General features: G+C 66.1%; 25 protein-coding genes. 10 read left to right on the top strand and 15 right to left on the bottom strand.

Going from position 1 to position 20,812, the window contains the following annotated elements; genetic code table 11:
• Nucleotides 1-2 precede the first annotated feature (2 nt).
• Complete coding sequence (locus BMW87_RS03885) at nt 3-704, top strand: sulfite exporter TauE/SafE family protein (protein ID WP_093074296.1); 702 nt, start codon at nt 3-5, stop codon at nt 702-704.
• 25 nt (nt 705-729) lie between these two features.
• Here the strand turns inward: BMW87_RS03885 and BMW87_RS03880 are convergent, their stop codons facing one another.
• Together BMW87_RS03880 and BMW87_RS03875 are read right to left on the bottom strand one after the other, a co-directional pair.
• Nucleotides 730-957, bottom strand: a complete 228-nt coding sequence (locus BMW87_RS03880; RefSeq protein ID WP_093074294.1) for a hypothetical protein — start codon at nt 955-957, stop codon at nt 730-732.
• A gap of 126 nt (nt 958-1,083) precedes the next feature.
• A complete protein-coding gene (locus BMW87_RS03875; protein WP_256216640.1) occupies nt 1,084-1,701 on the bottom strand; it encodes a LexA family protein in 618 nt (205 codons plus the stop codon).
• A gap of 215 nt (nt 1,702-1,916) precedes the next feature.
• Here BMW87_RS03875 and BMW87_RS03870 point away from each other — a divergent pair, with 215 nt between their 5' ends.
• The 3 genes from BMW87_RS03870 (at nt 1,917) to BMW87_RS35325 (ending at nt 3,039) form a co-directional block, all read left to right on the top strand.
• Nucleotides 1,917-2,249 (top strand): hypothetical protein, encoded by a 333-nt coding sequence (locus BMW87_RS03870; protein WP_143042647.1) that lies wholly within the window; start codon nt 1,917-1,919, stop codon nt 2,247-2,249.
• 5 nt (nt 2,250-2,254) lie between these two features.
• Nucleotides 2,255-2,782 (top strand): hypothetical protein, encoded by a 528-nt coding sequence (locus BMW87_RS03865; RefSeq protein WP_093074292.1) that lies wholly within the window; start codon nt 2,255-2,257, stop codon nt 2,780-2,782.
• Nucleotides 2,783-2,865: 83 nt separating this feature from the next.
• Nucleotides 2,866-3,039: a hypothetical protein gene (locus tag BMW87_RS35325; RefSeq protein WP_256216638.1), complete on the top strand. Its 174-nt coding sequence runs from the start codon at nt 2,866-2,868 to the stop codon at nt 3,037-3,039.
• 6 nt (nt 3,040-3,045) lie between these two features.
• On the opposite strand, the gene BMW87_RS03855 is transcribed toward BMW87_RS35325, so the two are convergent.
• Both BMW87_RS03855 and BMW87_RS03850 read right to left on the bottom strand, forming a co-directional pair.
• Entirely contained in the window at nt 3,046-3,297 is a 252-nt protein-coding gene (locus BMW87_RS03855) for a hypothetical protein (protein WP_093074288.1), read from the bottom strand.
• A 159-nt stretch (nt 3,298-3,456) separates the two neighbouring features.
• Entirely contained in the window at nt 3,457-5,037 is a 1,581-nt protein-coding gene (locus tag BMW87_RS03850; protein WP_093074286.1) for an oleate hydratase, read from the bottom strand.
• Between the two features lie 186 nt (nt 5,038-5,223).
• On the opposite strand from BMW87_RS03850, the gene BMW87_RS03845 reads away from it, so the two are divergent.
• On the top strand, nt 5,224-6,048 hold the full coding sequence (locus BMW87_RS03845) for a universal stress protein (protein ID WP_093074284.1): 825 nt from the start codon (nt 5,224-5,226) through the stop codon (nt 6,046-6,048).
• A gap of 193 nt (nt 6,049-6,241) precedes the next feature.
• On the opposite strand, the gene BMW87_RS03840 is transcribed toward BMW87_RS03845, so the two are convergent.
• Entirely contained in the window at nt 6,242-6,895 is a 654-nt protein-coding gene (locus tag BMW87_RS03840) for a BON domain-containing protein (protein ID WP_093074282.1), read from the bottom strand.
• Between the two features lie 53 nt (nt 6,896-6,948).
• Entirely contained in the window at nt 6,949-7,452 is a 504-nt protein-coding gene (locus BMW87_RS03835; RefSeq protein WP_093060163.1) for a Rossmann-fold NAD(P)-binding domain-containing protein, read from the bottom strand.
• A 236-nt stretch (nt 7,453-7,688) separates the two neighbouring features.
• Here BMW87_RS03835 and BMW87_RS03830 point away from each other — a divergent pair, with 236 nt between their 5' ends.
• Nucleotides 7,689-8,441, top strand: coding sequence for a Crp/Fnr family transcriptional regulator (locus BMW87_RS03830; RefSeq protein ID WP_093074280.1), 753 nt, complete (start codon nt 7,689-7,691; stop codon nt 8,439-8,441).
• A gap of 17 nt (nt 8,442-8,458) precedes the next feature.
• Here the strand turns inward: BMW87_RS03830 and BMW87_RS03825 are convergent, their stop codons facing one another.
• Together BMW87_RS03825 and BMW87_RS03820 are read right to left on the bottom strand one after the other, a co-directional pair.
• The gene (locus tag BMW87_RS03825; RefSeq protein WP_093074278.1) at nt 8,459-10,573 is read right to left on the bottom strand and encodes a PAS domain S-box protein; all 2,115 of its coding nucleotides are present in this window, start codon (nt 10,571-10,573) and stop codon (nt 8,459-8,461) included.
• Nucleotides 10,566-11,294, bottom strand: a complete 729-nt coding sequence (locus tag BMW87_RS03820) for a winged helix-turn-helix domain-containing protein (protein WP_093074276.1) — start codon at nt 11,292-11,294, stop codon at nt 10,566-10,568. Before BMW87_RS03820 ends, BMW87_RS03825 begins: the two co-directional genes overlap by 8 nt.
• Before the next feature lie 224 nt (nt 11,295-11,518).
• Here BMW87_RS03820 and BMW87_RS03815 point away from each other — a divergent pair, with 224 nt between their 5' ends.
• On the top strand, nt 11,519-11,893 hold the full coding sequence (locus BMW87_RS03815) for a hypothetical protein (RefSeq protein WP_093074274.1): 375 nt from the start codon (nt 11,519-11,521) through the stop codon (nt 11,891-11,893).
• 68 nt (nt 11,894-11,961) lie between these two features.
• On the opposite strand, the gene BMW87_RS03810 is transcribed toward BMW87_RS03815, so the two are convergent.
• The 5 genes from BMW87_RS03810 to BMW87_RS03790 form a co-directional block, all read right to left on the bottom strand.
• The gene (locus tag BMW87_RS03810; RefSeq protein WP_093074272.1) at nt 11,962-12,765 is read right to left on the bottom strand and encodes a response regulator; all 804 of its coding nucleotides are present in this window, start codon (nt 12,763-12,765) and stop codon (nt 11,962-11,964) included.
• 42 nt (nt 12,766-12,807) lie between these two features.
• Nucleotides 12,808-13,257 carry a host attachment protein gene (locus BMW87_RS03805; protein WP_093074270.1) on the bottom strand — a complete coding sequence of 150 codons (450 nt, stop codon included), beginning with the start codon at nt 13,255-13,257 and terminating at the stop codon, nt 12,808-12,810.
• A 138-nt stretch (nt 13,258-13,395) separates the two neighbouring features.
• The gene (locus BMW87_RS03800) at nt 13,396-13,812 is read right to left on the bottom strand and encodes a DUF6691 family protein (protein WP_093074268.1); all 417 of its coding nucleotides are present in this window, start codon (nt 13,810-13,812) and stop codon (nt 13,396-13,398) included.
• 9 nt (nt 13,813-13,821) lie between these two features.
• The gene (locus BMW87_RS03795; RefSeq protein ID WP_093074266.1) at nt 13,822-14,256 is read right to left on the bottom strand and encodes a YeeE/YedE family protein; all 435 of its coding nucleotides are present in this window, start codon (nt 14,254-14,256) and stop codon (nt 13,822-13,824) included.
• Nucleotides 14,256-14,579 (bottom strand): ArsR/SmtB family transcription factor, encoded by a 324-nt coding sequence (locus BMW87_RS03790; protein WP_093060072.1) that lies wholly within the window; start codon nt 14,577-14,579, stop codon nt 14,256-14,258. The genes BMW87_RS03795 and BMW87_RS03790 overlap by 1 nt, the downstream gene beginning before the upstream one ends.
• Nucleotides 14,580-14,667: 88 nt before the next feature.
• Between BMW87_RS03790 and BMW87_RS03785 the strand changes: the two genes are divergently transcribed.
• The gene (locus BMW87_RS03785; RefSeq protein WP_093074264.1) at nt 14,668-15,561 is read left to right on the top strand and encodes an MBL fold metallo-hydrolase; all 894 of its coding nucleotides are present in this window, start codon (nt 14,668-14,670) and stop codon (nt 15,559-15,561) included.
• 15 nt (nt 15,562-15,576) lie between these two features.
• Here the strand turns inward: BMW87_RS03785 and acs are convergent, their stop codons facing one another.
• Nucleotides 15,577-17,553: an acetate--CoA ligase gene (gene acs / locus BMW87_RS03780; protein WP_093074262.1), complete on the bottom strand. Its 1,977-nt coding sequence runs from the start codon at nt 17,551-17,553 to the stop codon at nt 15,577-15,579.
• 126 nt (nt 17,554-17,679) lie between these two features.
• Here acs and BMW87_RS03775 point away from each other — a divergent pair, with 126 nt between their 5' ends.
• Nucleotides 17,680-18,000 (top strand): DUF485 domain-containing protein, encoded by a 321-nt coding sequence (locus BMW87_RS03775; protein WP_093060066.1) that lies wholly within the window; start codon nt 17,680-17,682, stop codon nt 17,998-18,000.
• Nucleotides 17,997-19,724 (top strand): cation acetate symporter, encoded by a 1,728-nt coding sequence (locus BMW87_RS03770; RefSeq protein ID WP_371127432.1) that lies wholly within the window; start codon nt 17,997-17,999, stop codon nt 19,722-19,724. Before BMW87_RS03775 ends, BMW87_RS03770 begins: the two co-directional genes overlap by 4 nt.
• A 36-nt stretch (nt 19,725-19,760) precedes the next feature.
• Here the strand turns inward: BMW87_RS03770 and BMW87_RS03765 are convergent, their stop codons facing one another.
• Entirely contained in the window at nt 19,761-20,687 is a 927-nt protein-coding gene (locus tag BMW87_RS03765; RefSeq protein ID WP_093074260.1) for a histone deacetylase family protein, read from the bottom strand.
• Nucleotides 20,688-20,812: the final 125 nt, after the last annotated feature.

Genomic DNA, 20,812 nt, shown 5'->3' with positions numbered 1-20,812 from the left:
CCATGCAACTCGCGCTCGCCAGTGCCGCGTTTCTCATGGGCCTGGCCGGTGGGCCGCATTGCGTGGCGATGTGCGGCGCTGCTTCATCGGCGGTGATACGGATCGTGCCGCTCGTGCCGGCGGGGCAGGGCGCCGCGTCGGCGCGAGCGGCGCCGGCCGCCTTCCATCTCGGCCGAATCGCGAGCTACGCGACGGCAGGCGCCATTGCAGCGGCCAGCGTCGACAGCCTGGCGCAGGCCAGCACGCAGGTTGCCGCGCTGCGGCCGCTGTGGGTGCTGCTGCACGTCTTCGTGTTCGCCTGGGGCGCGATGCTGGCAGCCACGGGGCGGCAGCCGCTGTGGGCGCAGCGCGTCGGCCGCTCGCTCGAGTCGCGTCTTCGCCCCCATGCCGGCGGCACGTGGCTGGGCGTGCTTGCGACCGGGCTGCTTTGGGTCGCGCTGCCTTGCGGGCTGCTCTATTCAGCCCTGATGCTGGCCAGCCTGGGCAACGGCCCATTGCAGGGCGCCGGACTGATGGCGTTGTTTGCGCTCGGGAGCAGTCTTTCGCTACTGATCGGGCCGTGGCTCTGGCAGCGCTTGCGGTGGGGCGGCGGCGGGGCACGCCAGACCTGGGGTGCGCGGGTGGCCGGCCTGCTGCTGGCGGCCGTGGCGGTACAGGCCTTGTGGTCGGACCTCATCCGCCAGATCGACGCTTGGTGCCGCTGAGGCAACGCTGCGATCTGGATGCAGATCAGAAAGCATCGCCGCTGGCAATCCGGAGGTCCGCCCACCGGATGCAGCGACCCAGGACCGCGTCGACGACTTCCAGGCGCGTGAGCTTCGTGTCCACGATCTGCAACACGGCCTTCAGGACCGAGTACTCGAAGATTTCCGCTCTGCACACGACTGTTTGGCCATCGGTGCTTTGCTCGACATGGAACACGAATTCAAACCGATCCCGGTACTGCGGCGGACCCATGTTTTCAATCCTTTCGCCGCAGCCCCCGTGCCTTGTTCGGGCAATTCAGGCCGTTGCTGCGTCAGGATGAAAAATGTATCTCTGCGTAGAAAATCTATCTACGCCATCGTGCGTTTTTCGCGACGGCTATCGAAAACGCTTGGTGAACTCGCGCACCACGCCGATGACCTGGGCATCGCCGAGCGGCTTGATGGGGTAACGGCTGTTCAACGGCTTGAGATACAGGTCTCCGCCGTCTTTCACGAGTTGCTTGAACGTGGTCTCGCTGGCCTCGTTCAGCGCGATGACATAGTCGCCGGGCACCGCCTCCATCTCCGGCTCCACGATCAGGATGGACCCGGCGGGAAACGAGTCGCCGGCCTCGCTGACCATGCTGTCGCCATGCACCCGCAGTGCGTAGGTGTGCTTCTTGACCGGCACGCTCACCGGGATGGTGTCGAATTGCGTCGTCGGCTTGAAGTTGTCGATGACGGTGTAGTTGCCTGCCTCGACCTCGGACACCAGGGGAACCTCAGCGCGCACGTCGACTCCCCGCGCACCCGCCGACACACCCGAGACAAGTTCCGCAACGGAAATTCCAAGCAGCTTGGCCACACGCGCCTGGTTGGCGCGCTTGGGAGCTGTGCCGCCTTGTTTTTCCCATTGCTGTACTGCGCCACGGCTCACCCCCAGCGCATCAGCAAATTGCTGCTCGCTCATCTGGAGGCGCTTGCGTCCTTCGCGAATTAGTTGACGGCTATTCACAGCCCTAGGGTAGGCGCTGTTTCAGATAGAAAGAAAATCGATGATAGCTCTTCCATCGTCAAGCCAGAGGGCATTCCGGCAGCTTGATAGTTTTGTACCTGTTCGACGAAATTTCTATCCTGGTTTTAAAGCTTTCGCAGTCTTAGGATGATCTAACTGTCAGCCCGCGTAACAATCAGTCCATCGCTGGCGGTTTTGGGGGGAGTCCCATGCCCATGCTGTTGCTGCATCGCCTGGTCGAAGGGGCATTGCCGGCGAGAACCTTCTCGCTCGATGAAATCGAGGAGATCAAGGTTCTGGTTCTTGGTGGTCTCGTGCGCGCGGATCTGCGTGTGGACTCGACGCCTTCCACCGGGGGCAAAGTGATCATGGCGACGATGTTCCAGATCACGGAGAACGGCCGTCGAATGGCTGCTGCATTCCCTTCCTGCGAGAGCAAGCCAACGCACATCCACTTGCACGCCGCTCTTTCCGCTGCATCGGCCAGTGCTTCATACGTGCTTGCGAAGATCGGCCCGCCATCGGCTGCCGCTGCGCGCAGGCCATGACGGCAATGTTCCACGATCTGCGTGTGACTCCGCCCAGTGAAGTCGCCGTGGGCACAACGCTCGGTGCGCGTATAAGGGCCGCCTGCCAGGCGCCGTTTGCGCCGAAACCGATCGAGTACACGATCGGCCGGGTTCAGGAGCGTATCGACCGTCAGTTCCAGTACTTCGAGGCGCTCGGAAAATTCAGCATGTTCGCCGATGGTGCGGTCTTCGTTGGAGCTCGCGTGACCTCCATCGATGACACGGGTGCGAGCATTCGCTGGAAGTCCGCTTTCTTCCCCGGGCCGCGTTATCGGCAAGCCGTCCTGCGGGAGCATGGTGAATTGCTCCCTCTCGGCTTTCATGGGCGCTTCGATCTGTACCTGCAGCAAGTGGTGGAGACGCCGGGTGGCGCGCAGGCTGCCGTCGTCGCGAGATCGGGTGCAGGCGAGGCAACCACCTTCGATTCAAGGAACGGCATGTCCGCCGATGTTGCCCGTGCCTTGCGCGAAGGCATGGTGCGCGCAAGGCTCCTGGCTGCCGGTCCTGCGTAGGGGAATGGTTCGACCGGATCTCCAGGAATACGCAAGGGAAGCGAATGACGAAAAGGCGGACCATCCACAGCGCGACCATCACCTTGAAACTGCCGCTCGGCATGAACGCGCGAGATGAAATCGAGGCTCTGCGAACCGCAGGCATTCCAGTCGACTGGCTGGGCAACGCGAAAACCGGCTTCCTCTTCGTGCGGACTGGAGGTAGCTCGGAGAGCCGGCAGAACATCTTTCGATGGTTCGCCTCCAGCATCCGATAGCTTCATCTACCCGCGACGCAACGGTGCTTCCTCTTCGGGCGCATCGGCGGCAAGCGCCTTCCATCCCCGGAGCGTGATCTCGAATACCGTGGCCGCGTCCTGGCGCAGGCAGTCGTCGCAGTCCACGTGGGCAGGAGGAATCCGCACCTTGACGTGCCCGGCGGCTTCGAGCACGCGCAGCCTGTCGATCGTCGCCAGGGCGGCCTCGGTGCAAGGCAGCTTCGCTGTGGCGAGTTTCCTGAGCAGGGTCATGCACATCGCAGCGCCTCCATGCAGTCATGTCCGTAGCTCAGCGCCCGGTCGAGGATTCCGACATTCTTCGACAGGAAAGGCACGCGACTGTCTCCTTGGGTGGCTGAAGAGGAATCTTGCGCGCCCGACCAGCGGTGGGTGTTGAGATGGATCAAGCTTCGCGCGTCAACCCATCAATGTGCGCAGGCTCGCGAGCGCCACCTTCGGATCGGCGATGCCGTGGTAGATGGGCGGCACCTCGAGGCCCAGGCCCGTGAGTCCGTACACCCCGTGCATCGCGCCGCGCACCGAGTACTCGACCGTGAAGACCACATCCTCCGGAATCTCCACGTACTGGCCCAGCAGGGCGAAGTTCTTCGCGCCGGCCGGTATGACGGGCGGGCGGTCCGATGCGCTGCGACATGCGAACTCGCTGGTGATGTAGGGCATCATCACCGGCACCACGGTCGTGGTGCGCCGCACTTCCTCGAGGATGTCCTCGAAGCCCAGGTGATGCATCAGTTCCGTGAGAATTTCCTGGCCACCAGCCTGTGCCATCGTCTTGTCGACGTGGTTGCCCTGGGTGTCGATAAGCAGCCCGTAGCCCCACAGCGTGTAGACCCCCTCGGGCTGGCCCTCGAAGTGCGGCGCGTGCGGCACCACGATCGACATCAGCCAGCTCGAATCCTTGAAGGTCATGAGCCCGCCGGTGCCGGGCGGATTGCCTGAGAGTGCCTGGATGCGCTGGATCAGCAAGGGGCTGCGCATCGTGAGCGTGAACGACTCCCACTTGCTCTCGTCCACGTTGCCGCAGAAGGTTTCCGGCTTGCCGAGGCCCTGTACCTTGCGCGCCATGTTGCGCCACAGGGTCCAGGCCCCGTCGCTCTGGTCACGCACCAGTTCCGGCGCCTGGTGGTCGTTGCCGTTGCGCGAGTCGGCAGTCATGGAGCCGATGGTGATGAAGGCACATTCCCCCATGCCGAGGCGGTATGCCAGGGGCCGGCCTTCCCTGACGCAATGCAGCGTCTCGAGCCGCAGGCCGTCTGCACCGGCGGCAAAGTCCGCGTCGACCACGCGCATGCCGTAGTCGAACCGGACCCCGCGATCCAGCAGCCACCTCACCATGGGGCGCACGATGGTGTCGTACTGGTTGAACTCGGTGCGTCGCACGCCGCCCAGCGTGTGGATGCGCGGCAGCTCCTGCAGGAAGCGCAGCATGTAGCGCTTCAGCTCGACGGCGCTGTGCCAGTTCTGGAATGCGAAGGTCGTGCGCCACATGGCCCAGAAATGAGTGTCGAGAAAGTGGGTGGAAAAGCATTCCTCGATGCGCTGCCTGCCCAGCACCCGCTCGGGCGTGGCCAGCAGGCGCATAAGCTCCACGCGGTCCTGGAAGTTGAAACCCAGGTCGCTGGCGTTCAGGATGCGGCGATGGCGGTCGATCAGCCGGGCGTGCGCATCGGAGCGCCACAGTGCATTGAAGGCCTGAATCTCGTCGCGCACCGTGCGGTTCGGCGCGCCGGGCGAGGGAATGCTCTGCAGCACGTTCCACAGGCAGGTATAGGTTTCGTCAGTGAACATGCGCCCGCCGCGCGTCACGTATCCCTGGATGGCATTGCCGCTGCCATCGAGAGCGCCACCGGGTGTCGGACCCTCCTCGAGGATGCGGATGTGCGATCCGGGCATGCCGGCGTCGCGGATCAGCAGCACGGCCGCGGAAAGCGCGCCGATGCCGCTGCCGACGATGCAGGCCTGTTGGAAAGAGTTCATGGAGTGGTGCCGTGATGCGAAGACGAGGTCCGAGGCTAGGCCTGCGCGCCCGGCCCGGCCTTGCGCTCGATCAAGCATCGGCGCTGTCGCGTGGAAGTTCGCGGGCGATTGATTCAGCGCAAGGCTGTGCGATTCGAGCAGGCCTAAGGTCGCCCCGTCCAAAGCCCGTCAGTCCAAGGAGCCCTCATGCAGACCCCCAAATCCATCCTGCTTCACCTCGACGGCTCGGCCCGTACGGTGGAGCGCATCAAGCTGGCGCGCCAGCTCGCAGAGACTTTCGATGCCGAGGTGACCGGCCAGCCGTGCACCCTGTCCGCGCTCATGCGCTACCCGTTCGCCATCGAGGCTGCCGCGGAGGCCGTCGCGATCATGCAGGAGATCGACAAGGACGCGCGCGGCGCGATGCACGCCACCTTCATGGAGCACAGCGCAGGCTCCCAGCGCCTGCACTGGGCCGAGCCGGAGAGCGACGGTCCGTGGGGATTCGCGCGGCGTGCGCTCTACACCGACCTGATGGTCCTCGGCCAACGCGACCGGAACGACCCGATGGACGGCGAGCTCCCCGGCGATTTCCTGCCCAGCGTGCTGGTGCAGAGCGGTCGGCCGGCGCTGGTGCTGCCGTATGCGGGACCGGTCGGTTCCGTCGGCCGCAACGTGCTGGTGGCGTGGAAGGAAACCCCCGAGTCCGCGCGCGCCGTGACCGCCGCGCTGCCATGGCTGCGAAAGGCAGCCCGGGTGCATGTCGTGGCCTACGGCGAGGATGCAGAGGCGTCGCTGCAGCGCCTGCAGAACTACCTGCGGATGCAGGACGTCCAGAACATCACGCTGCATCCCGGCGGCGACAAGGAAGACGATATCGGCAACAAGCTGCTGTCCTTCGCTGCCGACCTGGGCTCGGACCTGCTGGTGATGGGCTGCTACGGCCACAGCCGGGCGCGCGAATGGGTGATGGGCGGCGCCACGCTGTCCATGCTCCAGTGGATGACTCTGCCCGTGCTGATGTCGCACTGAGGCCACCGGGGCGTCAGTGCGCAGGGGAGGCTGTAATGCGCTTGACTGCCCGCAGCTACGCGAATTGCGCGCCTGCGCGATAGCCTGTTCCCCCGGAGCCGGGCCCGGGGATGTTGCGTTGCTCCAGTTCGAGTGGCGGCAGTGCGGCATTCACGGCAGGACTCGCTCAAAAGACAGCCCGGGCGTTGCCGCCTCAGGCGTCCACCAGCAGGTCGTTCACCACCACTGTGACGCCTGGCGTGGCCCATGCGGCACCCTGCACCGCATCGCGGTCGGTCCAGGAATGGACCGTGCCGCGCAGCGTGACCTGCGAGCCGTTGACCGTGATGGCAAGCTTGCGGGCTTCGCGGTCGGCCTGGCGCGAAAGCGCGTCGTGAATCTTCTTCTCGACGTCGGCAGGGCTCACCTTCGCCTTGACTTTCACGAGGTTCGACACGCCGGTCACCCCCATCAGGTCGCGCACTGCGCTTTCGGCGGCGCTGCGCTGATATCCCCACTCGACTTCGCCAGCCAGCGTGATCCAGCCGTTTTCCACCAGGGGCTGGATCTTGTCGTCGGGAACGAGCGCGTTCCAGTCGAGTGCGCATTCGACCGCCATGGCTATGTCGGCATCGGTGCGCTGGTTGTCGAAGGGCAGCTTCACGGTCAATTCGACGGCCAGCGCCTTGACGCCATGCACGCGTTGCACGGCGCGCTCGACGGCGTACTTCTCGGCGTGGCTGGCGAGGTGGCCTGTGAGGGTGACCACGCCGTCCTTGACAATCACGCCGACGTCGGAGGTCTTGACCTCGGGCGCCCAGGTCAGCTCGGCCTGGATGTCGTTGCGCAATTGGGTATCGGTCTTCATGAGGATTCCTTGCGGTGAATGAATGGAAGGGCAGTTGCCTCGGGCCCGGCAGCTCAGGCGATGGCGTCCAGCAGCAGGGCCTGGAGCACGAAGCACCGGTTGTCGGCCAGCGGGGTCTTGTCTCCGAGAAGCCCGGCCAGTTGCTCGGCCGGATGGCCTCGCATGGCGGCACCATCGAAGACCGGAATCCCGGCATGCTGGCCGATCTGTTGAACGAGCACGGGCTCTAGGCCCTGGCACTCCACGGCCTCGTAGAGGCGGCCGAGCATGCGGGCGGTGTGCTGCACTTCCTGCGGCGTACTCGCGGACGACAGGCTCGAGCGCATGACGGCTACGTGGGCGCCCAACGCCTCCGCGGCGCGACGGAACAGCGCCTGAGCCTCGTCGGGCTGCGTTTCGCACAGCAGCCCCAGGTTCTTGCCGCGCAGCAGCTGGCGGGTGGTCCCGTCCAGCGAGGCGCGCTGGAGGATGCGCGCGTGGCACAGCAGGCTCGCCACGTTCAGTGGAGAGAGCTGCGGCTCGGCCTCGGGACTGCGGGCGTTGTTGGAAAGGGGCATGGCAATGGTCAATGTGTGACTCGCCAAGGTTAGGGACGCCAACGGTCCCGGACTTGATGCAGGTCAAAGCACGGAGCGGGCCTCGTGCGACTTGCAGCACGCCGAATGCCGTTGCTACACGCCGGACACACTTCATTCACCGAGCGTTACCCACCGATTCCGACCGTTGTCATTGCGTTGCCGAGGGCTTCCTAGCATCCATCCATCGACACGCGACAGTTCACCAAGGAGTCCAGATGCTCAATACCGCCACTTCCTCGAAGACCACACCGGTCCTGCCGACCATCGGCCGGGAGTGCGCGGACCGGAGCACCGGCGATACGCTGAAGCTGCTTGCCGAGCAACTCAAGCCGCAGCGCCGTGTGGTGCACACGGGTGACACGATCTACCAGGCGGGCGAGCGCTTCGGCAATCTCTACATCCTGAATTCGGGCTTCTTCAAGATCGTGAATCTCTCGGCCGATGGGCGCGAGCAGGTGGTGGGTCTCAAGTTCCGCGGTGACTGGCTCGGCTTCGACGGCATCGCGGGCAGCCGCTATTCATGCGATGCGGTGGCCATGGATACCGGCGAGATCTGGGTTGTGTCGTACGAGGCCCTGCTGGCCGCCTGCGTCACGCATCCCGGCTTGCTGCAAGTTCTGCACACCGCCATGAGCCGGGAGATCTCGCACGACCGGGACTCGTTGATGTCCGTCTGCACACTGCCGGCCGACGCCCGCGTGGCCGACTTCCTGCGCTACTGGGCGGAGACGCTGGCCGAGCGCGGCATGCGCACCGACGAGATCACGCTGCGCATGACGCGCGCCGAGATCGGCAACTACCTGGGCATGACGCTCGAGAGCGTGAGCCGCGCGCTGTCGCGGCTGGCGCGCGACAACGTCATCGGGTTTGCCACCAAGGGGCGCCGCGATGTGCAGATTCCCGACGTCGGCGCGCTGTCGGCCTTCGTGCAGCGCTGCCTGGCACCTGCACCCGCAATGCTCCAGTAAGGGTCGCAGCCGCGCGTTCAGGCGTGGCCGGCCAGCACCTTTGCCATGGCCCGCGCAAGTTCGGAGCGCGAGTAGGGTTTGCGCAGCAGTTCCCAGCTCTGCGGCACTTCTCGGTCGGCATCCAGCAACTCGGACGAGAAGCCCGACATCAGCAACACCGCCAGCCGGGGAAAGCGCTGCTGCACCTCGATGGCCAGCCGCGTGCCTCGCATGCCGGCGCCCAGGGCGATGTCGCTCAGCAGCAGGTCGAAAGGCCCGGCGCCTGCGTCCAGCGCCGACAACGCCTGCTCGGCCGTGGCGGCCGTGACGACATCGCAGCCCAGCGTGGCAAGGAAGGTGTGCACCACCTTGCGCACCTCCGCGTCGTCCTCGACCAGCATCACACGCAGTCCGGGCGGAATCGTTTCGTCGGCACGTTCGTCCTCGGTGGCTGGCGGTCCGGCTTCTTCCTGTTGCGGCAGGTAGAGCGTCACGGTAGTGCCCCGGCCCGCCTTGCTGTCGATCGCGACCGCGCCCCGGGACTGGTTTACGAAGCCGTGCACCGTGCTCAGGCCAAGCCCGGTGCCGCGGCCGGCGTCCTTGGTGGTGAAGAAGGGCTCGAAGGCGCGCTCCTTCACCTCCTCGGACATGCCCGTGCCGCTGTCAGCGATGGAAATTGCGACGAAGCGCGCCGCGGCGTTGCTGTTCGGGTCGTTGCGTTCGCTGCGCAGCGCCTCCGGCAACGCACCGCACAGCTCGGTGCGAAACCGCAGCGTGCCGCCTTCGGGCATGGCGTCACGCGCATTGATCGCAATGTTGAGCAGCGCCGATTCCAGCTGCCCCGCGTCTGCCACCACAGGCGGACAACCAGGCGCGGTGTCGATTTCGATGCGAATGCGCTGGTCCAGCGTGCGCCGCAGCATGTCGGCCAGGGAGTGCAGCAGCGCATGCGTGTCGACGGCGATCGGCTGCAGCATCTGCCGGCGGGAAAACGCCAGCAGCTTGCCGGTGAGTTCGGCGCCCCGTCGCGTGGCGCGTGTGGCGGCGCCCAGCAACTGCTGGGCGTAACTGTCCTGAGCAAGTGCGGGCAGTTCTTCCAGAACCTGGAGGTTGCCCTGGATGACGGTCAGCAGGTTGTTGAAATCGTGCGCGATGCCGCCCGTGAGCTGGCCGACGCTTTCGAGCCGCTGCGCATGGTTGAGCGCCTCCTCGGTCTGCACGCGCTGCAGGCTGGTGGCAAGCAGGCTGGAAAGCGACTCGAGAAAGCGCACTTCTTCGTCGCCGAAGCGCTTGGACTCCTTCGAGCGCACCGACAGCATGCCGATTACCCGCCCCCGGTCGGACAGCGGCACCGCGAGTGCGCTGACCAGCCCGGCGTCGAGGTAAGCCTGGGGCACGGCGAAGCGATGTTCCTTGCCATAGTCCGGCACCACGACCGGCCGGCCTTGGGAGAGCACGAAACCCGGCGGGGTGTCGGGGCGGTTGGCAATGCGCGAACCTATCTCTTCACCGGCGATCAGGCCGATGCCGCTGACTACGCGAAACTCGAGGCCGTTGCTGTCGAGCAGCCACACCATCGCGACCTCGACTTGCAAGGCCGTTGTGATGATTTCCGGCACATGCTCGAGCACCACCTGCAGATCGCGCGTGTCGACTGCCAGGCGCCCCAGTTGGGCCAGGTGCTCGCTGTAGCGGGCGCGTTGCAGTGCCTGCTTCACGCGCGGGTAGGCGCCGATGTCACGGATGGCGGCCACGACGAAGGGCAGGCCATGGTTCTGCAGCGGGCTGAGCGCGATCTCGACCATGACCTCGCTGCCATCCTTTCGCTTGGCCACCAGCTCCATCTGCGTGCCCATGGGGCGCGGGCGGGGGGAGCGGCCATAGGCCTCGCGGTAGGAGGCATGGCGCGGGCGGATGCTGTCGGGCACCAGCACGTCGACGTTCAGGCCCACCAGTTCTTCCACCGCATAGCCCAGCAGCGCGGCTGCCGAGGGGTTGGCCAGCATGATGCTGCCGGACTGGTCCACCAGCAGCAGCGAATCGGGGTAGGCGATGAAGAGCGAGCGGAACACGCTGCCTTCCTCGATGCCCGACGGCAAGCCCTGGATGGGCACGTCGAGCAGGAAAGGCGGGTTGCGTGCAGCGTCAGCCATGGGAAACCGGCGGCACCAGGATGTAGCCTGCGCCTCGCACCGACTTGATGAGCTGCGGGTCGTCCGCATCCGCCTCGATCTTCTTGCGCAGCCGGCCGACCTGTACGTCGATCGTGCGGTCGAAGGGGGCGGCTTCGCGTCCGCGTGTCTGCTCGAGCAGGAAGTCGCGCGACAGCACGCGGCCGGGATGGCGGGCAAAGGCCTGCAGCAGGTCGAACTCGCCGCCGGTCAGCGGCACTTGCTCGCCTTGCGGGTTCCTGAGGCTGCGCGCGGCGGTGTCGAGCTGCCAGCCGGCGAAGCTCAGCTTGTCGGGAGAGGCTGCAACGGGCGCCGGGGACGCGGGTGTCTCGGGCGTGAGCCGGCGCAGCACCGCCTTCACGCGCGCCACCAGCTCGCGCAGGTCGAAGGGCTTGGTCACGTAGTCGTCGGCCCCAACCTCAAGTCCCACGACCTTGTCCACAGCATCGCCCCGGCCGGTGACGATGACGAGGCCGCAGCGCCAGCTCTCGCGCACGTGGCGCGCAATGGTGAAGCCGTCTTCGCCGGGCAGGCCGAGATCGAGCAGTACGAGGTCTGCGGGATCGGTGTCCATCAGCGCCATGAGGGCCCGGCCGTTGTGGACCTGGGTGACACGGAAACCGTGCCCCTGCAGGTAATTGGCCAGTAGCAGCGTGATGTCAACCTCGTCGTCGAGCACCGCGATGTGGGAGGCAGGTTTCATACAAGGGAAAGGAAATAGAGCACGAATGTTGTAAACATCCTGAATCGAAGGGGAGCGTAGCACGCAAGCCTCGTTTGCGGCTCTCTTTGCAGCCGTGCCGTCGGCCGTAGCGTCCAGCGATAAAGGATGTGCGATCTTGTGCGGCCTTTGATCCCGCGCAAGCCTGGCAGGGCGGTGCGGCGTCAGCATTCGTGTGAACGCCCCATCGGGGCAAGAGGACACACATGAACTCCGACTTCACTTTTCCGCTGGCGCTGTGCAAGGCGCAGTACGGCATCTGGCTGCACTCGCTCGAAATGTTCGAGACGATCGGATCGCGCATCCTGCAGGACGGCATCGCACTGACCCGCGCCGAGACGGATGCCGTCACGCGGGCCGAGGACTGGCGGGCGTTGGCCATGGCGCCGATGCATGCGTTCCGGCGCTCGGACACGAACGATGTTTCCCACACGCCACCGGTAGCCATCGAGGCCACACCATCCCGGCGGGCCGTGGTGAACGACGCCTTGCGCACCCTGCACGGGGCATTGGCCGCGGCACCGTCCGCACGCCGGCAGCATGCTGGTCGCAAGGCAGCCGCGACGCGAAGGAAAGCGTGACGCTCTCGACCATCTCCGTGCAAAGCGGCCGATGGGCCGATATGCTCGTGGAGCACTGACGCGCGCGGCTACAGCAGCCCCTGGTTGGCGGCCGCGATCACCGCATGCGCACGCGTGCGCACCTGCAGCTTGAGGCAGATATTTTTCATGTGGGCGCAGACCGTCCGCCCGCTGATCGAAAGATGGCGGGCGATGTCCCCTGTGACGTGGCCTTCGGCAACGAGCCGGAGCACCTCGCGTTCCCGCGCCGAGAGAACTCCGCGGGGGCCACCTTCGGCTTCCCGCAGTGCAAGGGGAGCATTTCCAAGTCGCATCAGCAGGTGCCGGATCACGCTCGGCGACACCGCCGCGCCGCCATTGACGACCTGCAGCACCGCTTGCGCGAAATCCTGGAACCAGGAGTTCTTGACGAGATAACCCCATGCACCCGCGGTGAACGCCCGGCGCACATGAACCTCGTCTTCCAGTGCCGAGTGCACGATGACTTCGACCGAACTGCAATGGCGTCGGGCGCTCTCGATAAGTTCGAATCCCTTGCCGCCGCCGAGCCGGACATCGATGATGAGCACGTCGAATTCATGCTGTGTCAGAAGGCGCTTGCCTTCCTGCAGGCTGCCCGCTTCGCCGACGATACGCACGCGCGCGTCTGTGGCCAGTTCGCGGGCGATTGCACGCCGCGCATCGGCGTCTTCGTCGATCACCAGCACCCGCACCGGCTTCCCAGGCTGGCCGGTCAGGAAGCCCGGCCATGAATTCGCCGGTACCCGATTCGTCTCCTGCGCAGGGGCGCTTTCGATCTTCGCGAGCCAGTGCGGGGCGCCACGCGTCAGCGGTGACGGCTCGGGTGGGACTGCATCCAAGGATGGCTCCATGCTGTTGCTGAAGTTCAGTTCAGGCTGAAGGAGTCCATGGCGTCAGAGCACTGCGGACCACGAGCCCGAGATGCGGCTTTCGAGTTCCGCGATGCCCACGTGGCACAGGTCGTTGTTCAGCGTGGCCTTGAGCCGCTGGGTGACCGCTTCGCTCAGCTGCGCCTTCAGTTCGCCCATGAAAGGGTTCGAGGCGAAAAGCGTGAGGGAGGCGTACTCGCCGACCTTCAGGCCCGCCTCCAGCCGCTGGGCGATTTCCTTCGCGAAGCGCTGGTGCTCCTTGCGCCGTGCGTCGCTGCGCGGCTCGAAATGGTTGAGGCCCCGGCTGTTGTCGGCGGCCTGGCTGCCGGGACGGTCCGGCTCGAGTTCCCTGGCGTGCAGCCGGCTTGCATCGTGTGCGAGGGTTTCGACTGGCACGAGCGGCGACTTGGCGGTGTCTCGGCGAAAGATGCGTGCCGATGCGGCATTGGCGATGACGATCAATTGGGTCTTCATGACGCTTCCCGGAGTAAGGGCGATGCCCAAGACTAGGACGCGAATTCGCGGCAGACTTTGCGCTGGATCAACTCCCGCCCCCTTGCCCGGGCTGCTTGCACGGCGCGCGAGGCGGGTCTTTGACCGCCCTGGACTCTGTCAGCGACCGAGCCGCTCGAAGAATTCGAAGATGCTCATGCCAGCCAGCATCGCGGCCACGAAGACGAGGGCCTTGACTTCGCCCATTCCGAGGGCGACCAGGCCCGGGCCGGGGCAGAAGCCTGCGATGCCCCAGCCGATGCCGAAGAGCAGGCTGCCCGCGATCAGGCGACGGTCGATGTGGCGCGCCGAGGGCAGGCGCATCTCGACCCCGAGGATGGATACCGTGCGACGCCTTGCCAGCATGAATGCGACCATGCCGACGGCAATGGCACCGGCCATGACGAAGGCCAGGGACGGGTCCCAGGCGCCGGAGAGGTCGAGGAAGCCGAGCACCTTGGCCGGATTGGCCATGCCGGAGACGATGAGGCCGAGCCCGAAGACCAGGCCGGCGAGCAGCGAAGCGAGAACGAGCATGAAATCCCCTCAGGCACCGAGCAGATGACGTGTCACGAACACCGTGGCAAAGCCGGCGCCCATGAATGCGGCCGTGGCCACGAGCGAGCGCGGCGACAGGCGGGAAAGGCCGCAGACCCCGTGGCCGCTGGTGCAGCCAGACCCGTAGCGAGTGCCCAGGCCGACGAGCAACCCCGCCAGGCTCAGCGTGCCGTAGTTCGCGTCGATCTGCGGCCTGGGCAGCGCCGCGAAGAGCAGATAGACCAGCGGTGCGCCGACAAGCCCGAGCGTGAAGGCGGCGCGCCAGGCTATGTCGCCCCTGATCGGCCTGAGGAGCCCGCCGAGTACGCCGCTGATGCCTGTGATGCGCCCGTTGAGCAACACGAACATCGCCGTGGCGATGCCGACGAGCACGCCGCCGGCCAGCGCTGCGAACGGGGTGAAGTGGTTCCAGTCGATGGCCATCATTCCTCCTTCGGGCAGTAGAGGCGGTAGAGAACCGCGAGGATTTCCAGCATCGCCGGGTCGGCCACGCTGTAGAAGATGTTCTTGCCGTCGCGACGGGTGTTGACCACGCCCTCGTTGCGCAGCACGCCCAGTTGCTGCGACAACGTGGGCTGGTGAATGCCCAGCTTCTGCTCCAGATCGCTCACGCACATCTCGCCCTGCGACAGCTGGCACAGGAGGAGGAGGCGGTCTTCGTTGGCCAGGAGCTTCAGCGCCACGACCGCCTTGCCGGCGGCTCCGCGCAGGAGTTCAGGGTCAATGGCCAGGGATGAGTGCTTCATGGGTTCCGGGCTTCGCTTTCGATTGACATATTATATTCAAATATATATTGTTATGACGGGCAACGGAACATCCATGGATGGAGCACTCATGACAGCACGCACGACGACCCAAGGCTTTTTCGATCCCGCGACATGGACGATTTCCTACGTCGTGTGGGAGCACGCCACCAGGCATGCCGCGGTCATCGACCCCGTGCTGGACTACGACTTCAAGTCAGGGCACACCGGCACTGCGTCGGCAGACAAGCTGCTTGCCTATGTCCGCGACCACGGCCTGAGCGTCGACTGGATCCTGGAGACCCATGCGCACGCCGATCATCTGTCCGGCGCCCGCCACGTCCAGGAGCAGGTCGGCGGAAAGATCGCCATCGGCGAGAACATCCGCGTCGTCCAGTCGACCTTCAAGAAGCTCTTCAATCTCGAACGCGGCTTCCTGCCGGACGGAAGCCAGTTCGATCACCTGTTCAAGGATGGCGAAGTCTTCAGGATCGGCGACGTCGAAGCCACCGCCTTGCTGGTGCCGGGCCACACCCCCGCAGACATGGCCTACCTGGTGGACGGCGCCGTCTTCGTCGGCGACACGCTCTTCATGCCCGACCTCGGCAGCGCACGCGCCGACTTTCCCGGCGGCGATGCGCGCCAGCTCTACGGGTCGATGCGCAGGCTGCTGGATCTGCCGCCCGACACCGCCGTGTACGTCTGCCACGACTACCCGCCGGCGTCGCGACAGGCACGCTGGCAGAGCACCGTGGCGGAACAGCGCGCACACAACATCCATGTGCGCGACGGCATCGGCGCCGACGAGTTCGTCGCGATGCGCACGGCCCGCGACGCGACGCTGGACGTGCCGACGCTCATCCTCCCGTCGATCCAGGTGAACGTGCGGGCGGGACGACTTCCTCCGGCCGACGACAACGGCGTTGCGTACTTGCGCATTCCGTTGAATGCGCTCCCGGTGCACCGCTCCCCGGCCCGGAGCTAGCCGGGCAGGGCGGGTTCAGTGCGCCTCGGTCAGCTGATCGAGGATCGCCGGGTTCTCCAGCGTCGACACATCCTGCGTGATCGCCTCGCCCTTGGCCACCGAGCGCAGCAGGCGGCGCATGATCTTTCCGCTGCGCGTCTTGGGCAGGTTGTCGGCGAAGCGGATCTCCTTGGGCTTGGCGATGGGGCCGATCTCCTTGCCGATCCAGGCGCGCAGCTCGGCCGCCAGGCGGTCGGCTTCCTTGCCCTCGGGGCGCGGCTGCTTGAGCACCACGAACGCGCAGATCGCCTCGCCGGTGGTGTCGTCTGGCCGGCCGACCACTGCGGCCTCGGCCACCAGCGCCGTGCAGGCCACGAGCGCCGATTCGATTTCCATGGTGCCCATGCGGTGGCCGCTGACGTTCAACACGTCGTCGATGCGCCCGCCGATGGTGAAGTAGCCCGTGAGCGCATCGCGAGCGGCGCCGTCGCCCGCCAGGTAGTAGCCGCGCAGCTCCGGCGGGTAGTAGCTCGAACGGTAGCGCGCGTCGTCGCCCCACACCGCGCGGATCATGCTCGGCCAGGGCTTCTTGATGACCAGCAGGCCGCTCTCGCCGTTGGGCACGTCGTTGCCCATCTCGTCGACGATGGCCGCGGCGATGCCCGGAAAGGGCAGGGTGCAGGAGCCCGGCACGAGGTCGGTGGCACCCGGCAGCGGCGTGATCATGTGGCCGCCGGTCTCGGTCTGCCACCAGGTGTCGAGCACCGGGCAGCGGCCGCCGCCCACGTGCTTGCGATACCACTCCCACGCGGCCGGGTTGATCGGCTCGCCGACCGAGCCCAGCACGCGCAGGCTGCGCAGGTCGTAGCGGTCGGGGTGAACGGCGGAGTTGCCTTCGGCAGCCTTGATGAGCGAGCGGATGGCGGTGGGTGCCGTGTAGAAGACCGTGACGCCGTGCCGCTCGATCATCTGCCAGAAGCGCCCCGCGTCGGGGAATGTGGGCACGCCCTCGAACACCACCTCCGTCGCGCCGATGGCCAGGGGGCCGTAGGCGATGTAGGTGTGGCCGGTGACCCAGCCGATGTCGGCCGTGCACCAGAACACGTCGTCGTCGTGCATGTCGAAGGTCCACTTCGTGGTGAGTGCCGCATGCAGCAGGTAGCCGCCGCTGCAGTGCTGCACGCCCTTCGGCTTGCCGGTGGAGCCCGATGTGTAGAGCAGGAACAGCGGATGCTCGGCGCCCACCCATTCGGGTTCGCAGCTGTCGCCCTGTGCTTCAGTGATCTCGTGCATCCACAGATCGCGCGGCGTCCATGCAATGGGCCCGCCGGTGCGGCGGTAGACGATGACCGACTCCACCGCCTCGCAGCCGCCCAGTGCGAGCGCCTCGTCGACCATTGCCTTGAGCGGCAGTTGCTTGCCCGCGCGCACCTGCTGGTCCGCCGTGATGACCACGGCGGCGCCGGTGTCCGCGATGCGGTCGCGCAGCGCGTGCGCCGAGAAGCCGCCGAACACCACCGAGTGCACCGCGCCCAGCCGCGCGCAGGCCTGCATCGCGACCACGCCTTCGACCGACATCGGCATGTAGATGACGACACGGTCGCCTTTCTTCACGCCGCGCGCTTTCAGCGCGTTGGCCATGCGGCAGGTCTGCGCGAGCAGTTGCGAATAGGTTGTGTGGGTGACCTTGCCGTCGTCCGACTCGAAGATGATCGCCACCTTGTTGCCCTTGCCGGCCTCCACCTGGCGGTCGAGGCAGTTCCACGAGACGTTGAGGGTGCCGTCCTCGAACCAGCGGTAGTAGGGCGCATCGCTGCTGTCGAGCGTCTTGGTGAACGGCGTTTTCCAGCCGATGAATTCGCGCGCAAGGCGAGCCCAGTAGCCCTCGTGGTCGGCATCGGCCTCGGCCACAAGGGCGTCGTATGCGGCGCGACCGGCGATATGCGCGGTGCGGGAGAGTGCTTCCGGGGGCGCATAGACCGGAAGACGGGACGGGAGATCGGGAGCGTTCATGTCTCGTGTCTTTCGTGGAGGTGGTGGCGCGATCTTGCCGACGGTGAAGGAGAAAACCTTGCGCCAGCGCAAGCTTCGATGCGGCGCGTGCACTCCTAATCGGGCCATCGCACACAAGGAGACTCCATGGAAGACGATCTGGTCGCGCGCATTGCCGCGAATCCGCAGTACAAGCAACTCAAGCGCCGGCGTGACCGCTTCGGCTGGACGCTGGCGGTGCTGATGCTCGCCGCCTACTACGGCTTCGTGCTGCTGGTGGCCTTCGACAAAGAGTTCCTGGCGCGACGCATGGGCGAAGGCGTCATGACCCTTGGCATGCCGATCGGCTTCGGCGTGATCGTCTTCACCGTGGCCATCACCGGCTACTACGTGCGCCGTGCGAACGCGGAGTTCGACACCCTGTCCGACGCCGTGGTCAAGGCCGTGCAGAAGGTGGCCAAGCCATGAACGCACATCTCCTGCGCATGCGGTCCGCCGCCGTCCTTCTTGCGCTGGGCGCCGTCTCGGCGGGCGCTCTTGCGGCTGGCGCCGACCTGGGCCAGCTCCAGCGGCAGCCCACCAACTGGACCGCCATCGGCATGTTCGCGCTGTTCGTGGTGGGAACGCTCTTCATCACCAAGTGGGCCGCGGCGCGCACCCGATCGGCATCCGACTTCTATACGGCCGGCGGCGGCATCACGGGCTTCCAGAACGGGCTTGCCATTGCGGGCGACTACATGTCGGCGGCGTCGTTCCTCGGCATTTCGGCCGCAGTGATGGCCACCGGCTATGACGGGTTGATCTATTCCATCGGTTTTCTCGTCGGCTGGCCTGTCATCACCTTTCTGATGGCCGAGCGGCTGCGCAACCTCGGCAAGTTCACCTTCGCCGACGTGGCGGCCTTCCGCTTCAAGCAGACCCCGGTGCGCATCTTCGCGGCCTCGGGCACGCTGGTGGTGGTGGCGTTCTACCTGATCGCGCAGATGGTGGGGGCAGGGCAACTCATCAAGCTGCTGTTCGGCCTCGAATACTGGATCGCGGTGGTCATCGTGGGCTCGCTCATGATGGTCTACGTGCTCTTCGGTGGCATGACGGCCACCACCTGGGTGCAAATCATCAAGGCCGGCCTGCTGTTGGGCGGCGCGAGCTTCATGGCGGTGTCGGTGCTGTGGCACTTCGGCTTCAGCCCGGAGGCGATGTTCGCCGGTGCGGTGAAGGTCAAGACCGACCTGGCACTCAAGGACGGCAAGACCGCCCAGGTGGCAGCGAGCATCGGACAGTCGATCATGGGCCCGGGCAACTTCGTGAAGGACCCGATCTCGGCCATCTCCTTCGGCATGGCGCTCATGTTCGGCACGGCCGGCCTGCCGCACATCCTGATGCGCTTCTTCACCGTGCCCAGTGCCAAGGAGGCGCGCAAGTCGGTCATGTGGGCCACAGGCTGGATCGGCTACTTCTACCTGCTGACCTTCATCATCGGCTTCGGCGCCATCACCTTCGTGCTGACCAACCCCGACTTCCTCGACGCCAAGGGCGTGCTCAAGGGCGGCGGCAACATGGCGGCGATCCACCTGGCCAATGCGGTGGGCGGCAACGTGTTCCTGGGCTTCATCTCGGCGGTGGCCTTCGCGACCATCCTCGCGGTGGTGGCGGGCCTCACGCTGTCGGGCGCGTCGGCGGTGTCGCACGACCTGTATGCCACCGTCATCAAGAAGGGCGACGCCGGCAGCGCGGCCGAGCTGCGCGTGTCCAAGATCACCACGCTGGCGCTCGGTGCGCTGGCGGTGCTGCTGGGCATCGTGTTCGAGAAGCAGAACATTGCCTTCATGGTGTCGCTGGCCTTCGCCATCGCGGCCTCGGCCAACTTCCCGGTGCTCTTCATGTCGGTGCTCTGGAAGGGCTGCACCACGCGCGGCGCGGTGATCGGCGGCTTCCTCGGGCTGGTCTCTTCGGTGGCGCTGACGGTGGTGTCGCCTTCGGTCTGGGAGGCCACCTTCGGCTACCCGGCGGGGTCGGCGCCGTTCCCGTACACCTCGCCGTGCCTGTTCTCGATGAGCATCGCGTTCGCGGGCATCTGGCTGTTCTCGGTGCTGGACCGCAGCGCGCGCTCCCAGGTGGACCGCGGCGGCTTCCTCGCCCAGCAGGTGCGTTCCGAGACCGGCATCGGCGCGCATGGCGCGAGCGGGCACTGAACGAGCCTGCACGCTGGCCACGGTCCGGCGCCGTGGTCAGTCAGCGCCTATCAGCACCTTGACATGCGCTGCGGCGCTGCGGGCGAGGGCGCTGAGCGCATAGCCGCCCTCAAGGCAAGAGATGACGCGCCCATGGCAATGGCGCTGCGCCACATCCATGATCTGCCGTGTGACCCAGGCGTAGTCGCGCTCCACCAGACCGAGGTTGCCCATGTCGTCCTCCCGATGCCCGTCGAAGCCCGCCGAGATGTAGACGAGCTGCGGCGCGAAGGCTTCGAGCGCCGGCAGCCAGCACCCGGTGACAGCCGCGCGGAACGCATCGCTGCCCGAACGCGCGGGCAAGCCAATATTCACCATGTGCGAGCCGTTGTCGTCTTCGCCCGAGAAGGGGTAGATGCCCTTCTCGAAGATGGAGCACATGAGCACGCGATCGTCGCAGCGGAAGATGTCGGCGCTGCCGTTGCCGTGGTGCACGTCGAAGTCGATCAGGGCCACGCGCTGCAGGCCGTGCACGTCCAGCGCATGCCGGATGCCCACTGCCACATTGTTGAAGAAGCAAAACCCCATGGCCGCTTCGCGCACTGCATGGTGCCCGGGCGGGCGCACGTTGCAGAAAGCCGTGGACGCCTTGCCCGCCAGCACCAGGTCGGTTGCCAGCACCGCGGCACCGGCGGCGCGCAGCGCGGCCTGCACGGTGTGCGGGTTCATGAGGGTGTCGGGGTCGACGAAGCGGTGGCCTTCGGTGGGAGCGGCGGCAATGAGTTCGCGCACGTACGACATCGTGTGTGCGCGCGCCAGCTGGGTGCGCGTGGCAAGGGGCGCATCGTACGGCGCCATGTAGTCGAGCAGGCCCGCGATCAGCAGTCGGTCATGAATGGAGGAAGACCGCTCGGGGCATTCCGGGTGGCCCGCGCCCATGTCGTGGTGCGCGCAGTCGGGGTGGGTGATGTAGGCGCTGAGCATGCGAGTTCCTTCGGAGTCCCGGGGGCGGTACGCGCGGAAGGCTCGCTGCCAGACAGCGACCCCGAAGTGGGTTGGGGAAGTTTCACTCTAGGCAAACAGGCGCATGTCGCTGTTGCGCTGTATCA

Origin of the sequence: Variovorax sp. OV084 (assembly GCF_900111625.1) — a bacterium.
GTDB lineage: Bacteria > Pseudomonadota > Gammaproteobacteria > Burkholderiales > Burkholderiaceae_C > Variovorax.
Note: the sequence above shows the minus strand (reverse complement) of the source record. Positions and strands in the feature narration are given on the sequence as shown.

Excerpts from the sequence above, each read along its gene's own strand:
- BMW87_RS03885 (WP_093074296.1), top strand. The coding sequence starts at position 3 with ATGCAACTCGCGCTCGCCAGTGCCGCGTTTCTCATGGGCCTGGCCGGT.
- BMW87_RS03880 (WP_093074294.1), bottom strand. The coding sequence starts at position 957 with ATGGGTCCGCCGCAGTACCGGGATCGGTTTGAATTCGTGTTCCATGTC.
- BMW87_RS03870 (WP_143042647.1), top strand. The coding sequence starts at position 1,917 with ATGCTGTTGCTGCATCGCCTGGTCGAAGGGGCATTGCCGGCGAGAACC.
- BMW87_RS03865 (WP_093074292.1), top strand. The coding sequence starts at position 2,255 with ATGTTCCACGATCTGCGTGTGACTCCGCCCAGTGAAGTCGCCGTGGGC.
- BMW87_RS03855 (WP_093074288.1), bottom strand. The coding sequence starts at position 3,297 with ATGTGCATGACCCTGCTCAGGAAACTCGCCACAGCGAAGCTGCCTTGC.
- BMW87_RS03850 (WP_093074286.1), bottom strand. The coding sequence starts at position 5,037 with ATGAACTCTTTCCAACAGGCCTGCATCGTCGGCAGCGGCATCGGCGCG.
- BMW87_RS03845 (WP_093074284.1), top strand. The coding sequence starts at position 5,224 with ATGCAGACCCCCAAATCCATCCTGCTTCACCTCGACGGCTCGGCCCGT.
- BMW87_RS03840 (WP_093074282.1), bottom strand. The coding sequence starts at position 6,895 with ATGAAGACCGATACCCAATTGCGCAACGACATCCAGGCCGAGCTGACC.
- BMW87_RS03835 (WP_093060163.1), bottom strand. The coding sequence starts at position 7,452 with ATGCCCCTTTCCAACAACGCCCGCAGTCCCGAGGCCGAGCCGCAGCTC.
- BMW87_RS03830 (WP_093074280.1), top strand. The coding sequence starts at position 7,689 with ATGCTCAATACCGCCACTTCCTCGAAGACCACACCGGTCCTGCCGACC.
- BMW87_RS03825 (WP_093074278.1), bottom strand. The coding sequence starts at position 10,573 with ATGGCTGACGCTGCACGCAACCCGCCTTTCCTGCTCGACGTGCCCATC.
- BMW87_RS03820 (WP_093074276.1), bottom strand. The coding sequence starts at position 11,294 with ATGAAACCTGCCTCCCACATCGCGGTGCTCGACGACGAGGTTGACATC.
- BMW87_RS03815 (WP_093074274.1), top strand. The coding sequence starts at position 11,519 with ATGAACTCCGACTTCACTTTTCCGCTGGCGCTGTGCAAGGCGCAGTAC.
- BMW87_RS03810 (WP_093074272.1), bottom strand. The coding sequence starts at position 12,765 with ATGGAGCCATCCTTGGATGCAGTCCCACCCGAGCCGTCACCGCTGACG.
- BMW87_RS03805 (WP_093074270.1), bottom strand. The coding sequence starts at position 13,257 with ATGAAGACCCAATTGATCGTCATCGCCAATGCCGCATCGGCACGCATC.
- BMW87_RS03800 (WP_093074268.1), bottom strand. The coding sequence starts at position 13,812 with ATGCTCGTTCTCGCTTCGCTGCTCGCCGGCCTGGTCTTCGGGCTCGGC.
- BMW87_RS03795 (WP_093074266.1), bottom strand. The coding sequence starts at position 14,256 with ATGGCCATCGACTGGAACCACTTCACCCCGTTCGCAGCGCTGGCCGGC.
- BMW87_RS03790 (WP_093060072.1), bottom strand. The coding sequence starts at position 14,579 with ATGAAGCACTCATCCCTGGCCATTGACCCTGAACTCCTGCGCGGAGCC.
- BMW87_RS03785 (WP_093074264.1), top strand. The coding sequence starts at position 14,668 with ATGACAGCACGCACGACGACCCAAGGCTTTTTCGATCCCGCGACATGG.
- acs (WP_093074262.1), bottom strand. The coding sequence starts at position 17,553 with ATGAACGCTCCCGATCTCCCGTCCCGTCTTCCGGTCTATGCGCCCCCG.
- BMW87_RS03775 (WP_093060066.1), top strand. The coding sequence starts at position 17,680 with ATGGAAGACGATCTGGTCGCGCGCATTGCCGCGAATCCGCAGTACAAG.
- BMW87_RS03770 (WP_371127432.1), top strand. The coding sequence starts at position 17,997 with ATGAACGCACATCTCCTGCGCATGCGGTCCGCCGCCGTCCTTCTTGCG.
- BMW87_RS03765 (WP_093074260.1), bottom strand. The coding sequence starts at position 20,687 with ATGCTCAGCGCCTACATCACCCACCCCGACTGCGCGCACCACGACATG.